This is a genomic window from Xenorhabdus hominickii, from assembly GCF_002632725.1.
GTDB classification, from domain to species: Bacteria; Pseudomonadota; Gammaproteobacteria; order Enterobacterales; family Enterobacteriaceae; genus Xenorhabdus; species Xenorhabdus hominickii.
In genome coordinates this window covers 479598-493978 of record NZ_NJAI01000002.1, presented here as the reverse complement: position 1 = coordinate 493978, position 14381 = coordinate 479598, and the positions used below count along the sequence as shown (strand labels likewise).

Sequence of the window (14381 nt, the reverse complement as noted above, 5' to 3'; positions counted from 1 at the left end):
ATTTTGAGTTATGCACAATCCCGTACATATAATCCTGTACATATAAAATTGCTGCTTTATTGTGGCTGGAAAAGATGGCTAATTTATCATTATATGAATCAACAAAAAAGCCCTCTTTATGGGCCGAGAGCCTATCATTCAATATTTTTTATCTGGCTTTTTTATCTGAGAATAGAGAGGCACAGCAAATCTTAAATAAATATTATTGAATTTCCTCCGGCAGTAACCGGAGGAAATATTACCTATTAGCTTTCGAGCGCTTTGGTAATTTTTTCGAACAGATCACCAGACAAGTTTTCCAACCCTTTCAATTGCTCCAATGTAGAACGCATCAAGAACTGACGCTTTTCATCATAACGTTTCAGGCGAATTAATGGATCGATTAAACGTGATGCAACCTGTGGGTTTCGAGTGTTCAAATCAGTCAGAATTTCTACCAAGAATTGATAACCACTGCCATCTTCAGCATGGAAGGCCACTGGATTATTAGCAAAAAACGTTCTCAGTAACGAATAAACTCGGTTTGGGTTATTCAAGCTGAAAGAACGATGGCTTATTAAAGTGCGGACTTTATCAAGTACATCGAAAGCTGGGCTGATTGCCTGAAGAATAAACCATTTATCCATGACCAACCCATTCTGATGCCAACGCTGATCAAATTCATCCATTAATTGATAACAGCAAGGCAACTCAGCAAATACTGCCGCAGATAGCGCAGCGATAGTATCCGTCATGTTATCAGCCTGATAATATTGTGCTGCCACTAATTTATCAGCCAGTTCCTTATCATCAATAAAAGCCAGATAGCTGAGACAAATATTGCGCAAGGCACGTTTCGCTATATCCTGATGTTCTACGCGGTATGCACCTGTATGAATACTGTGATAAACCGCAGCAAATTCATCAACCATTTCGTTGGCCAGTGTCTGCGTCACGGCGTGAACGACATCTTGAATGGCCCGAGGATCAACAACCTCAAACAATTCTGCCAATTCATTTTCAGACGGCAGGGTCAGAATCAATGCAGTCAGTGCCGGATCGATGTCTTTATCCAACAAAACAGCACGGAAGGCATCAACGACATGCATTGGCAATTCAAATGGCAGGGATTTTGGCTGGCGGGCAACATTCAGTTTCACATAGTTGACCAACAATGTTTGCGCCGCATCCCAACGAGAGAATTCATTACGCGCATGTTTCATCAAGAATGAAAGCTGCTCATCTCTGAATGGATAATCCAGTTTTATTGGCGCGGAAAATTCACGCAGTAAAGAAGGTACTGGCTGTGATGGCACATCATCAAACACAAATGTTTGTTCTGCATTGATAACATTCAAGACATGATGCACAGGCTGACCATTACGACGCAGCGGAATGATACGCCCATTCTCATCATAAAGTTCAATATCCAGAGGAATATGCAGCGGCTGTTTCTCTTTCTGATCTGCCGTTGGCGGTGTCATTTGGCTGATGTGCAAAGTATATTGCTGTTTTTCTGCATCATATTCGTCACGAACAGTCAGCACAGGTGTTCCTGATTGGCTATACCAGCGGCGGAATAGTGTCAAATCAACGTTTGATGCATCTTCCATCGCCTGAACAAAATCATCACATGTTGCCGCAGTTCCATCATGACGATGAATGTAAAGCTGCATACCCGCCTGAAATTGCTCTTCACCCAATAAAGTGTGGATCATACGAATAACTTCTGAACCTTTCTCATAAACAGTCATTGTATAGAAGTTATTCATCTCCATCACCTGATCAGGTCGGATAGGATGAGCCATCGGACTGGCATCTTCAGCAAACTGGGCTGAACGCATGATACGCACACTATTGATACGATTAACGGAACGTGAACCTAAATCAGAGCTAAATTCTTGATCACGGAATACGGTCAGCCCTTCTTTCAGGCTTAACTGGAACCAATCACGACATGTGATACGGTTTCCTGTCCAGTTATGGAAATATTCATGGCCAATCACGGCTTCAATAGCAAGATAGTCTTTATCTGTTGCCGTTTCAGTTTTTGCCAATACATATTTGGAATTAAAGATATTCAGTCCTTTGTTTTCCATCGCGCCCATATTGAAGAAATCAACAGCAACAATCATGAAAATATCAAGGTCATACTCCAGACCAAAGCGTGTTTCATCCCATTTCATCGAATTTTTCAGAGATGTCATAGCCCAATCAGCACGATCTAAGTTGCCACGGTCAACAAACAGCTCCAGTGCAACCTCACGTCCGCTACGAGTCACAAACGTGTCACAAAGAACATCAAAATCACCCGCAACTAACGCGAACAAATAAGCAGGCTTTGGGAACGGATCTTGCCATTTCACCCAATGGCGACCATCACTCAATTCCCCTTGTTCAATACGGTTACCATTGGATAATAAGAATGGGTATTTGGATTTATCCGCTGTAATGCGGGTCGTAAAGCAAGCCAGAACGTCTGGACGATCCAAATAATAAGTAATGTGACGGAACCCTTCAGCTTCACACTGAGAGCACAGAGCATCTCCAGATACATACAGCCCCTCAAGCGCTGTATTGGCTGATGGATGAATTTCATTCACAATTTTTAACGTAAACTGGGTAGGCAATTGCTCAATCAGTAGCTTGTCATCTTGCTCCTGATAATGTTCCCACGGTTTATCATCTATATAGATACTTTTGAGTGTGAGATTTTGCCCATCCAGAATGAGTGGGGTAATGTCATTAGCCAGACGTTTTACCTGACTGATTGCTGTCACCGTCGTTTTTTCCGCATACAAATCAAAATCGAGATCAATATCGGTAATTGTGTAATCTGGTGCTTTATAATCCAGACGGTGTTTAACGAGTCGCTGTTGTGTCATAGGGAACCTTTTCCATTACTTTTGACAGACATGTTTTAACAGGTATAGTTGATAACATCTGTATAACTTTAACTACTGTATTACCTTAACTACTGTATTTTTAACTACAAGGCACCTAGCATACTTCGTTTCCATTGAAACTTTCCAATCGCCAACGCTGCCATAGAGCGCCCATCCTTTCAATCAGGATATCTCTTTTTTAAGATGTAAATCATTTATTAAATAAAGGTATAAGCAATGTGAATAGAATATTAGTGCTTTCGTGCTAATTATCATCTCATATCTCATTTAACATGATATTATCTGTAAATGGATTAACCTTAATCTTTAGATTCGGAAAAATATATACCACTATGTGGCTTCAATAACCCAATAATCACGGTATACTCTTCCGACTTTATCGATTTAGCAGATACGAATACGCTCCGCGAGGATGCCTGACGCGCCATGATTTTAGACGCTACCCCGATTATCACATCACTGCTTGATACTGATGCCTATAAGTTTCACATGCAGCAAGCAGTGTACCACCACTACAACAATATCCCTGTCGTTGCGGAATTCCGTTGCCGTGGTGATGAGCTGCTCGGTGAATATGCCGAGGCTTTACGTCATCAAATTAACATGATGGCTGATTTAGCACTGACAGAACGTGAAGCCGATTATTTCTCTCGCCTTCCATTCTTTAAAGAGGATTACCTGAACTGGTGCAAAACATTCCGTTTTAACCCTGAGCAAGTAGATGTCTCTGTGACCCCTGAAGGGCAATTAGCCATCCGCATTTCCGGTTTATGGCACGAAGTTATCCTGTGGGAAGTCCCTTTACTTGCCCTGATCAGCGAATTGGTTCATCGCCATCGCTCACCTAAAATAACGCCGGAAAATGCTGTTATCCAGCTTAGAAAGCTCATCGAATTGTTTCATAAAGATGCAGCGGAAGAAAATATCGATCTCTCCGGTTTCAAACTCATGGACTTTGGTACCCGACGTCGTTTTTCACACGAAGTACAGTACGCCATTGTCAATGAGCTGAAAAATAACTTCCCTTATCTGATTGGAACCAGTAACTACCAATTGGCAGAGCAGCTTGGCCTTCCTCCACTCGGAACACAAGCTCATGAATGGTTCCAGGCTCATCAGCAAATTAGCCCGGAACTTGCAAATAGCCAACGGGCAGCATTGCAAACATGGCTGGATGAATATCCGGATCAACTGGGAATTGCGCTGACAGACTGCATTACTATGGATGCTTTCCTGCGAGATTTTGACAAATCATTTGCTACCGCTTACCAAGGTCTGCGTCATGACTCCGGTGATCCTATCGAATGGGGTGAAAAAGCCATCGCACACTACCAGTCACTGAATATCGATCCAATGACAAAAACATTAGTGTTCTCCGACAGTCTGGATTTTCAGAAAGCGTTAGTGCTGTATAAACATTTCCATCAGAGAGTCAATGTGATTTTCGGTATTGGTACACGGCTGACCTGTAATATTCCGGGAGTCAAGCCTCTGAATATTGTGATCAAGCTCGTCGAATGTAACGGCAAGCCAGTGGCCAAACTTTCGGACAGTCCCGGAAAGACCATCTGTGAAGATGATGAGTTTGTCGATAGGTTACGTCGGGCGTTTGACATTCCCTATATAGAAAAAGCGGTATAACACCGTTGATCACCTCTGGCGTAACTCGCTTTATGCTGGTTACGCCAGTAAAAAACAACTTTTCCCTTTATTTCCCCGCTAAGACACGCAATTTCTTCTTGTTTCCTGAGAGATGACAAGTAAGATAGAGGATCTACCCCTAATGAAGGGGGTTTACGGTAAATCTATCTAATTATCCTAACTCACTATATAGAAGAGAGAAATTTATGAGCGTAGCGCCTGTAGTCGATGTGCTGCAAGGCCGTGTTCCGGTTGACAGTGAAGTCACCGTTCGCGGTTGGGTACGTACAAGGAGAGATTCTAAAGCTGGTATCTCGTTCCTCGCCGTTTATGACGGTTCCTGCTTTAATCCATTACAGGCTGTCGTTAATAATGATTTACCGAATTATCAGGATGAAATTCTGAATTTAACCACTGGCTGCTCCGTAGAAGTGACTGGTACAGTGGTGGAATCACAAGGCAAAGGCCAAAGCTTCGAACTGCAGGCCTGCAAAGTTGTTGTTGTTGGTATGGTAGACGATCCTGATACTTACCCAATGGCAGCCAAACGTCACAGCATCGAATATCTGCGGGAAGTCGCACATTTGCGTCCACGTACCAACCTGATCGGTGCTGTAGCCCGTGTTCGTCATACTTTGTCACAAGCCCTGCATCGCTTCTTTCACGAGAACGGTTACTTCTGGGTATCTTCCCCGCTGATCACGGCATCAGATACCGAAGGTGCGGGCGAGATGTTCCGCGTTTCTACTTTGGATATGCAAAACCTGCCGCTGACAGACAAAGGCGATGTCGATTTCAGTAAAGATTTCTTCGGACGCGAAGCTTTCCTGACCGTATCAGGTCAGTTGAATGGCGAAGCCTATGCCTGTGCATTGAGCAAAGTCTATACTTTCGGCCCAACTTTCCGTGCAGAAAACTCCAATACCAGCCGCCATTTGGCGGAGTTCTGGATGGTCGAGCCAGAAGTAGCTTTTGCTGATCTGAACGATATCGCCAAACTTTCTGAAGATATGCTGAAATATGTCTTCAAAGCGGCATTGGAAGAACGTGCTGACGATCTTGCATTCTTCGCAGAACGCGTTGATCATGACGTCATTACCCGTCTGGAAAAATTTGTTAATTCTGATTTCATCCAGTTGGACTACACAGATGCAATAGAAATTCTGGAAAACTGTGGTCAACAATTTGAGAACCCTGTGTTCTGGGGTGTAGATTTGTCATCCGAGCATGAGCGTTATCTGGCAGAAAAACATTTCGAAGCGCCAGTGATCATGAAAAACTATCCAAAAGACATCAAAGCATTCTATATGCGTATGAATGAAGACGGTAAAACCGTCGCGGCAATGGATGTTTTGGCGCCGGGCATTGGTGAAATCATCGGTGGTTCTCAGCGTGAAGAACGTCTGGATGTACTGGATCAGCGTATGGAAGAAATGGGGCTAAATAAAGAAGATTATTGGTGGTATCGTGATCTGCGTCGTTATGGCACCGTTCCCCATGCTGGTTTCGGTTTAGGTTTCGAACGTCTGGTGGCTTATGTTACCGGTGTATCGAACGTTCGTGATGTTATCCCATTCCCACGGACTCCAAGAAACGCAAGTTTCTAATGAATCAGCTCAACAAACGAGCTAAAATCAATCCATAAAAAAGCCGGTGAAAACTGGCTTTTTTTATTTTATAGCCAAAACGGGACGAAAAAAGTTCCCCGTTATTTACATTTTGAAACACATATTTTCACTTTATTACTGATTATGCACTTTTGTAGCATTTTGAGAGTAGATAAAATTCATTACCAATGGAAAACTGGTCGCCAATTAATAAGACACTGGATACCCCAAGATAGTTCCAAAATTTTTTAGTGTTCTATTTTTGGCAGTGGCAAGTGTTTGAATAACAACAATGAGGGTAATAATAATGAAACGCAATATTCTTGCAGTGGTAATCCCAGCTCTGCTGGTTGCTGGTACAGCAAACGCGGCTGAAATTTTTAACAAAGACGGCAACAAACTGGATCTGTACGGTAAAGTAGACGTTCGTCATCAAATCGCAGACCAAAGAAGCGGTGAAGATGGTGATAACTCTTACGCACGTATCGGCATCAAAGGTGAAACTCAAATCTCTGACCAACTGACTGGTTTCGGTCGTTGGGAATACAACCTGAAAGCTAATAAAGCAGAGGGTGATCAAAAAGCGGATACTCGTCTGGCTTTCGCGGGTTTGAAATTCGCTAACTACGGTTCACTGGATTACGGCCGTAACTACGGCGTAAACTATGATGTCAACGCATGGACTGATGTACTGCCAATCTTTGGTGGTGATTCTATGTCTAAGAAAGACAACTATATGACTGGTCGTGCTACCGGTCTGTTGACTTACCGCAACACTGACTTCTTCGGTCTGGTTGATGGCCTGAACATTGCCCTGCAATACCAAGGCCAAAACAGCGAGCGCACTAAGAATGGTCGTACTGGCGCTACAGCAAATGGTGATGGCTACGGTTTATCTACCACTTATGACATAGGCTACGGTATCACTGTTGGTGGCTCTTACGCTAGCTCTACTCGTGCAGGTGATCAGTGGACTTCTACTGCTTACGGTAAACGTGCTGAAGCATGGAACATCGGTGCTAAATACGATGCTAACAATGTCTACTTGGCAGCTATGTACGGCGAAACCCGTAATATGACTCCGGGTTCAACAAAAGTTGATAGCGCAAAATATACTGGGATTGTTAACAAAACTCAGAATTTCGAATTGGTTGCACAATACCTGTTCGCTGACTACGGTCTGAAACCATCTTTGGCTTACGTTCAATCTAAAGGTAAAAACTTAGGCGAGCCAAGAAGCCAATATAGCGCAGATCTGGTTAAATATGTTTCTGTAGGTTCTTACTACTACTTTAACAAAAACCTGTCTACCTATGTTGATTACAAAATCAACCTGCTGGACAAAAACGAAGGCGGCGATGCAAACGCTCGCAACGTATTCGGTGTTGGTCTGACTTATCAGTTCTAATCACTGTTGATAAACTGTTTAGCCCAACGTTAAACATATTTATCGCAGAAAAAGCAGCGCTTAGGCGCTGCTTTTTACGTTTTATTCTCCTGTTTTCATTATCTTTTTTCTTCACTCCGTAAACTACTTCACAAGATTTTATTCTTTTTGCTACAAGTGGTTGGCAAATGAGTTCCTTAAGGTTACCCTGAGCGACGTATAACTTATTTTGGGCTTAACTCTCCGAGTCTTGGAATCAAAAAAATGTTTGAAAAAATCACAGCAGCGCCTGCCGACCCCATTCTTGGTTTAGCGGATAGCTTTAAGGCTGATCCACGTGAAAATAAAATCAACTTGGGTATCGGAGTTTACAAAGATGAAACCGGTAAAACCCCTGTCCTGACCACCGTTAAAAAAGCAGAAAAATTCCTGCTGGAAAACGAAACGACTAAAAACTATCTGGCGATCAGTGGATTACCTGAATTTGGTCATGTCACTCAGGAACTGCTTTTCGGCAAAACCAGCCCTATCGTGACTGACAAACGCGCCCGTACTGTGCAAAGCCCAGGCGGAACCGGCGCACTGCGCACTGCCGCTGACTTTATAGCTAAACAGACTAATGCAAAACGTGTTTGGATCAGCAACCCAACATGGCCAAACCATAAAGGAGTTTTCTCCAGTGCTGGTTTAGAAATCTGCGAATACAACTATTACAACGCAGAAAAACATGCCTTGGATTTTGATGGTATGTTGGCAAGCTTATCTGAAACACAAGCGGGGGATATCGTTCTGCTGCACGGTTGCTGCCATAACCCAACGGGTATTGACCCAACGACTGAACAGTGGCAGAAGCTGGCAGATTTATCTGCAGAAAAAGGTTGGTTGCCTGTATTTGACTTTGCCTACCAAGGCTTTGCCAAAGGTTTGGACGAAGATGCCGAAGGTCTGCGCATTTTTGCTAAAAACCACAATGAACTGATTGTTGCCAGCTCTTACTCCAAAAACTTTGGTCTTTACAATGAGCGTGTTGGTGCTTGTACCATTGTTGCGACAGATAGCGATACCGCTGAAAAAGCATTCAGTCAGGCAAAATCCATTGTTCGTACTAACTACTCTAACCCACCGGCACACGGTGCTTCCGTTGTTACAACAATTCTGTCCAATGACGATCTGAAAGCAGAATGGGTTCAGGAATTGGCAACAATGCGTGAACGCATTCAGCGTATGCGTCAATTGTTTGTCAACACACTACAAGAAAAAGGCGCGAAGCAAGACTTCAGCTTTATTATCGCTCAAAATGGCATGTTCTCATTCAGTGGCTTGACTAAAGAGCAAGTAGAACGTCTGCGTGAAGAATATGGTATTTATGCAGTCAGCTCTGGCCGTATCAACGTAGCAGGTTTAACACTGGAGAACATGGTTCCTCTGTGTGAAGCCATCGTTGCAGTGCTTTAGTTTTATCCTCTTCATCTTACAAGTTACATCTTGATTAACCACGATGTAATTTGAAACTGATTGGATATATCTGGGTACCTGATATTTCTTTCCAAAAAGCCGCTTTTTTAGCGGCTTTTATTATCCGGACACAAGAAAAAATACCCTGATTACTCTTGCAGAAAAGGATTGGTTTTTCGTTCATAACCTAACGTTGACATCGGTCCATGACCAGGAATGAATTGATAATCATCACCCAACTGCAGTACTTTTTTCTTAATGGATTGGATCAGTTCATCATAATTCCCACCAGGGAAATCAGTACGGCCAATACTGCCTTTAAACAGTACATCCCCCATTGAGATTAATTTATCAATATGATTAGCCAAGACAATATGCCCCGGAGTGTGACCTGGGCAATGCAGAACAGATAATTCAACATGACCAATTTGCAACGTATCTCCGTCATCTAACCAACGATCGGGTGTGAAAGAGGGGCATGGCTCAACACCGAACATTTGACATTGAATCTCCAACCCTTCTATCCAAAAAGCATCTGCCTTATGTGGCCCATAGACAGGCACGCCAAAATGCTTAGAAATTTCAACGGTAGCACCAACATGATCGTAATGACCGTGGGTCAGCAAAATTTGCGTTAGTTTCAGCTCACGGCGTTCTATTTCGGCAATAAGTTGTTCGGCATTACCTCCGGGATCAACAATCGCCGCTTCCTGAGTTTCTTCACACCAAATCAATGTACAATTCTGCATCGCCATCGTGACGGGGATAATGTGATATTTCATTATATTATTTAACTCCACAATCAAGACTAATTGTTGGTAATAAGATTACCACGTCCTGACTGGGCCTGTATCTATATGAACAAAATTACTTTTTGGATAAAACCCTACGCCACCCGCCCGCATTTTAAGCGCAGCCTTGCGAATATGTGAAAGCTGAATACCATCAATATGAAAATCCATCGCTTGCCCACGCGTATGATAACTGTGTTTTGCCACTCCATTACTGGCTTGACGCAGCATATTGTTTGTCATCAAGGATCGATAACCTGAGATTAATTGAACAGATTTATTTATTCCCATCATCATTTGCAATAAATAAAGTTGATCAAACAATTTCAGATCAATCGTTTTGATTTTATTTTGACGATAATCGCGAAATAAATAATTCAGACGAGCTAATTCTGATTTGTTATAACGGCGACCATCAAAGAATTCAGCTTTGAGTGTTTCTCCCGTGTGCAAATTATCAAAGCGCAAAATTCGGGGACGTGGTGTTGCCAATGCAGCCAAAGCGTGTTGAGGTAATAAACTTAATCCCAACGTAGCCACACTTACGCCAAGCCACTTTCGGCGGTTATGGTCAATATCATTCATGGATAATATGCCCTGCTATTTTATAGTATGTTAATCATGTAGCTTATCAAATCAATAAGACATCAATAAACAAAAAGTAGTTTCAACTATTTTTGTATATTACTGTAAATACTTCCAATTATTATTGTGACCAACTTAGCATAATGAAAAAAATATTAAATATAGACACAATTTTATTGACGGCATATTGATGATAAATATTTTTTATCTGAATCCTAAAAAACTCCTCAGTATCAGAAAGGAATCGATTATAAATAAAACATTACAGTGGTAAAAAACACTGAAAAAATAACGGTGAAGATAAAATTATTTTCTTCACCGTTTATGATATAGATACTGAAGTCAAACTTATTCCTTCCTAACTAACTACTAACTGTGAAAATTATAAATCATTCCTAACTGCCAAGACCTTGGTTAAAAGATCTGACTGTTGTCTGGCTGCGATATCATAACCATAGATATCAGCACGATATTGAGGCACACCTTTTTCATCAACCCAAGCTGTTTGATAATAAAGAAAAACTGGGATTTTTTTGGGAATATTTACATATTTTGTTGTCCACGTTTTCAACGAATCGCCGACCTTATTTTTATTCCAACCCGCATTACCCAACAACATATCAGCTAGTTCAGGTGCTTTATTTACACGTACACAACCCGAACTGACCGCCCTCATTTCACGACCGAAAGAAGCCTTATTCGGTGTATCATGTAAATAAATCGCTTCCGAATTTGGCATATTAAATTTAAAACGCCCCAATGAGTTTGTAGGCCCCGGAGCCTGCCGTATACGGTAAGGGAAATTACTTGGTGTTACTGCGTTCCAATTAATTTCCGAAGGTTCAATAACCTTAGCATCATTAGCCCAACTGGAAAAAACAGTATAACCACGAGTGCGAAAATAGCTTGGATCACGCATTGCTCTTGGTGCAATATCCTTCCGAGTCATACTCGTTGGTACATTCCACGGTGGATTAATCACGACATTATTCAGTTCACTACTCATAATAGGCGTTTTACGACTCGGCCGACCTACAACAACTTTAGAATTCAATACTTCTTGGCCATCCACATAATAAAATAATGAATAATTAGGAATATTAACCAAAATACTTGTAGAAATATCATTAGGAATAATCCGTAGCCTCTGTATATTTAAAGCCATAATACGAGCACGAGTTTCTGGTGTCGTATTTAACCAAGCCTTCGTAGATTGACCAATAACGCCATCAGACATCAATCCATGCAAAGCTTGAAAACGTTTTACAGCAGCTACTAATTCTTTGCTGTAAACTTTATCACCTAATTTAGCTTCAGATGAATCTAACGAACCGGAACGAACTAATATTTCCCTCAATGCAACCACACTCTCACTGCTTTGTCCAGGCCTTAACGTACCTTTCAATGAAAATTCAGCCCAGGGCTGCTTATCAGCCAATTGCTCCAGCATTTCTCTACGCATATTTTCATACATAGGATGACGGGGTAATAAATCTGTAATATAGCTAAATGCATTACCATTATTGATATGTTTTCGCCATTCATCAATTAAATGAGTAGGTGGCAAATCAACCTTATAAGCGGCTTGGCTATATAACCAAGAATCCCCTTTTTTATTAACTCCGCTTATAAAATGAAGATAACCCAACATGGCATCAGATAAGATTATATCACGCCCCATATCACTTAATTCAGGAGAATGAAGTTGTACCACCCATTTTTCAAATTGAGGCTGAAAACCAGCCAACGATATCTCAATTAATTGATTTTCAAACAGTTGAATTGTTTTTTTATCCGGCCATAACGGCTTCATATGATTGTCAGAATACAATGTTACCAAGCGTTCAAGAAATATCGGTTTTACTTGTTGAGGCAACCAATTTTGTAACTGTTTTCGATTTTCATTAATAGAAATCGCCGGAGATATAAGAATAGTCTTATCAGATGAAACAACTATATCTTCCTTTTTTTGTTCCCCTGACAATTGTTGCCCATCATTTGCTATCAACTCATTTTGTTGACTTGCAAAGGTGCCCTCTGATACTGCCAATGTACTACAGATAAAAGAAACTTTCAGTAACCTGACCGTGTTCTTCGACATAAGAGTTCACCTCACTTTATTATTTATGCAGCTATCCAGTGTCCTATTTTAATTATTAGCAGACCTTTTTTATCAGCAAAGAATAGTAATAATTATATACATAATTATCCCTTAGGATAGGTTGCTTATCCAATCATACTAACTATAAAAAAAATGTTCACTATAATAAATTAGCTTATAATGGTTTAAAAAAGAAAAAGGCACTCTTAGTGCCTTTTAACAGAATGAATTTTATTAAATTTTCAGATTAATACTCGGATTTAATGACAACTTCTTCCCCAAATCGACCTGCTTTTGGCAGTGGCTGATAAGAAGAATTTGATGCTCTCAATATACGAATACCACGGATATTCAACTCGCGGGCTGCAGCAATATCGGCATCTGCGTCACCATAGTAGATCTTCAATTTATGATCATTCATCCAACTAATTTTATTATTTTTCCCAGGCTCATCACCTGCAAAAATAACAGGGTTCATTTTATTCTCGGGAATATTTAAATCTTCCTGCAAATATTTAGTTACTGTTTCTGTTTTAGTTTTTGTTCGTCCCGTAATGAAATAGACATCATCTCCACGTTTCAGATGCATCTGAACCAGTTCAATGCCGATCTGTTTTGGCATACTGAATTTGTCCCATTCATTATTCATTTTTTCCCAAAATTCTGGGTTTTTCAGGTAGCTATTGTCATCTGGTGAATATTCTAATTTCCCACGATAAAAACCCGGGCTGGAAAACAATACAGTATCATCGATATCAAATCCGACGGCCATTGGTGGCTGGCTTTGTAAACTTTTTTCAATCTGTTCTACCGAGACCCAATGTATTGCCTGACGCTGAGCTAAATCTACAGCCGTTACACCAGAACTCACTTGCTCAGGCATAGTCATTTTTGCCTGAGCCATACTATTTAAGCCAAAAGTTAAGCCAAAAGTTAAGCCAAAAACCAGTACAATTGCACTTGATGTTGACGTCATTTTCCGCATTGTTATTCCTTGATTCAAGTTGATCACAAAAGCGTGGAATAGTAAACGTTCTCATCATATTAAAATGGGATATATCGCACAATAACTTGATGTTATTATTTTCACATCAATATATTCATAATATTTACATATAAAGCATAAGCTTATCTTATAAACAATCTAATAAAAATCATCCAAATTGCTTGTGGTAAATTATACTATCCAAATTATTTTATTCGTCATATTGATTATAACATGATGAGTAACAGATTTTTTTCATTACTGATTAAGAGAATGATACGCTGACTCAAGAGAGTCTATGTCATTGCTTTTCAAATAAGGGAGTAATTTCTTCACCCTATCCTCATCCAAATCATAAATTCTTAGTGCCAATAACTTTGATATAATCGATAGTTCAAAACGATGTTTGATGAATCGCGCAGGGTTTCCACCCACTACAGTATAGGGAGCCACATCTTTCGTCACAATACTACCCGCAGCAACAACCGCGCCTTCACCAATGGTGACACCAGGCATAATCATTGAACGCATACCAATCCAACATCCATCAGATAAAATCGTATCACCAGAATGCTGATAGGACTCTTTTATTCCTTCCAAAAAAGGATAGAAAGAAAACCAATCCATTCGATGAGTATGATTGCCTCCCATAAGAATGACAGCTTCTGATGCGATACAGACGTAATTTCCTATATAAAGCTGATCAACTACGCCTAAAGGTTCCCACCCAAGACTGATTTCATCACCATGAAGATAACGAACAACGCTTTTTTCAAAACTATCACTCCAACAATGACTGTAATAACTGTGTGTACCTTTAATTTTTATGTTGGGGTTAGTTACTGTTGAATGTAAATATTCAACTTTCGACCAATGTTTTTGATTTTCATCCATAAATAATTACCCGAAAATAGTAAAATTTACGACAGTATCCGAACGCAATC

General features: G+C 40.7%; 10 protein-coding genes. 4 read left to right on the top strand and 6 right to left on the bottom strand.

Annotated elements, in window-relative coordinates:
• Window positions 1-245: 245 nt before the first annotated feature.
• Complete coding sequence (pepN, locus tag Xhom_RS09360) at window positions 246-2864, bottom strand: aminopeptidase N (protein ID WP_069316364.1); 2619 nt, start codon at window positions 2862-2864, stop codon at window positions 246-248.
• A gap of 447 nt (window positions 2865-3311) precedes the next feature.
• On the opposite strand from pepN, the gene pncB reads away from it, so the two are divergent.
• The 4 genes from pncB to Xhom_RS09340 all read left to right on the top strand — a co-directional run bounded on the left by pncB (window position 3312) and on the right by Xhom_RS09340 (window position 8975).
• Entirely contained in the window at window positions 3312-4526 is a 1215-nt protein-coding gene (gene pncB / locus Xhom_RS09355) for a nicotinate phosphoribosyltransferase (RefSeq protein ID WP_069316365.1), read from the top strand.
• Between the two features lie 206 nt (window positions 4527-4732).
• The gene (asnS, locus tag Xhom_RS09350) at window positions 4733-6133 is read left to right on the top strand and encodes an asparagine--tRNA ligase (RefSeq protein ID WP_069316366.1); all 1401 of its coding nucleotides are present in this window, start codon (window positions 4733-4735) and stop codon (window positions 6131-6133) included.
• 307 nt (window positions 6134-6440) lie between these two features.
• Window positions 6441-7541: a porin gene (locus tag Xhom_RS09345; protein ID WP_069316367.1), complete on the top strand. Its 1101-nt coding sequence runs from the start codon at window positions 6441-6443 to the stop codon at window positions 7539-7541.
• A gap of 243 nt (window positions 7542-7784) precedes the next feature.
• Window positions 7785-8975 (top strand): amino acid aminotransferase, encoded by a 1191-nt coding sequence (locus Xhom_RS09340; protein WP_069316368.1) that lies wholly within the window; start codon window positions 7785-7787, stop codon window positions 8973-8975.
• Between the two features lie 149 nt (window positions 8976-9124).
• Here Xhom_RS09340 and Xhom_RS09335 read toward each other — a convergent pair whose 3' ends face one another.
• The 5 genes from Xhom_RS09335 to Xhom_RS09315 all read right to left on the bottom strand — a co-directional run bounded on the left by Xhom_RS09335 (window position 9125) and on the right by Xhom_RS09315 (window position 14331).
• The gene (locus Xhom_RS09335) at window positions 9125-9757 is read right to left on the bottom strand and encodes an MBL fold metallo-hydrolase (protein WP_069316369.1); all 633 of its coding nucleotides are present in this window, start codon (window positions 9755-9757) and stop codon (window positions 9125-9127) included.
• 45 nt (window positions 9758-9802) lie between these two features.
• The gene (gene mepK, locus Xhom_RS09330; protein WP_069316370.1) at window positions 9803-10351 is read right to left on the bottom strand and encodes a peptidoglycan L,D-endopeptidase MepK; all 549 of its coding nucleotides are present in this window, start codon (window positions 10349-10351) and stop codon (window positions 9803-9805) included.
• A 382-nt stretch (window positions 10352-10733) separates the two neighbouring features.
• Window positions 10734-12452, bottom strand: a complete 1719-nt coding sequence (gene ldtD, locus Xhom_RS09325) for a L,D-transpeptidase (protein ID WP_071933866.1) — start codon at window positions 12450-12452, stop codon at window positions 10734-10736.
• Window positions 12453-12699: 247 nt separating this feature from the next.
• Window positions 12700-13437, bottom strand: coding sequence for an acid phosphatase AphA (gene aphA / locus Xhom_RS09320; protein WP_069316371.1), 738 nt, complete (start codon window positions 13435-13437; stop codon window positions 12700-12702).
• A gap of 258 nt (window positions 13438-13695) precedes the next feature.
• On the bottom strand, window positions 13696-14331 hold the full coding sequence (locus tag Xhom_RS09315) for a CatB-related O-acetyltransferase (protein ID WP_069316372.1): 636 nt from the start codon (window positions 14329-14331) through the stop codon (window positions 13696-13698).
• Window positions 14332-14381 lie beyond the last annotated feature (50 nt).

Excerpts from the sequence above, each read along its gene's own strand:
- pepN (WP_069316364.1), bottom strand. The coding sequence starts at position 2,864 with ATGACACAACAGCGACTCGTTAAACACCGTCTGGATTATAAAGCACCA.
- pncB (WP_069316365.1), top strand. The coding sequence starts at position 3,312 with ATGATTTTAGACGCTACCCCGATTATCACATCACTGCTTGATACTGAT.
- asnS (WP_069316366.1), top strand. The coding sequence starts at position 4,733 with ATGAGCGTAGCGCCTGTAGTCGATGTGCTGCAAGGCCGTGTTCCGGTT.
- Xhom_RS09345 (WP_069316367.1), top strand. The coding sequence starts at position 6,441 with ATGAAACGCAATATTCTTGCAGTGGTAATCCCAGCTCTGCTGGTTGCT.
- Xhom_RS09340 (WP_069316368.1), top strand. The coding sequence starts at position 7,785 with ATGTTTGAAAAAATCACAGCAGCGCCTGCCGACCCCATTCTTGGTTTA.
- Xhom_RS09335 (WP_069316369.1), bottom strand. The coding sequence starts at position 9,757 with ATGAAATATCACATTATCCCCGTCACGATGGCGATGCAGAATTGTACA.
- mepK (WP_069316370.1), bottom strand. The coding sequence starts at position 10,351 with ATGAATGATATTGACCATAACCGCCGAAAGTGGCTTGGCGTAAGTGTG.
- ldtD (WP_071933866.1), bottom strand. The coding sequence starts at position 12,452 with ATGTCGAAGAACACGGTCAGGTTACTGAAAGTTTCTTTTATCTGTAGT.
- aphA (WP_069316371.1), bottom strand. The coding sequence starts at position 13,437 with ATGCGGAAAATGACGTCAACATCAAGTGCAATTGTACTGGTTTTTGGC.
- Xhom_RS09315 (WP_069316372.1), bottom strand. The coding sequence starts at position 14,331 with ATGGATGAAAATCAAAAACATTGGTCGAAAGTTGAATATTTACATTCA.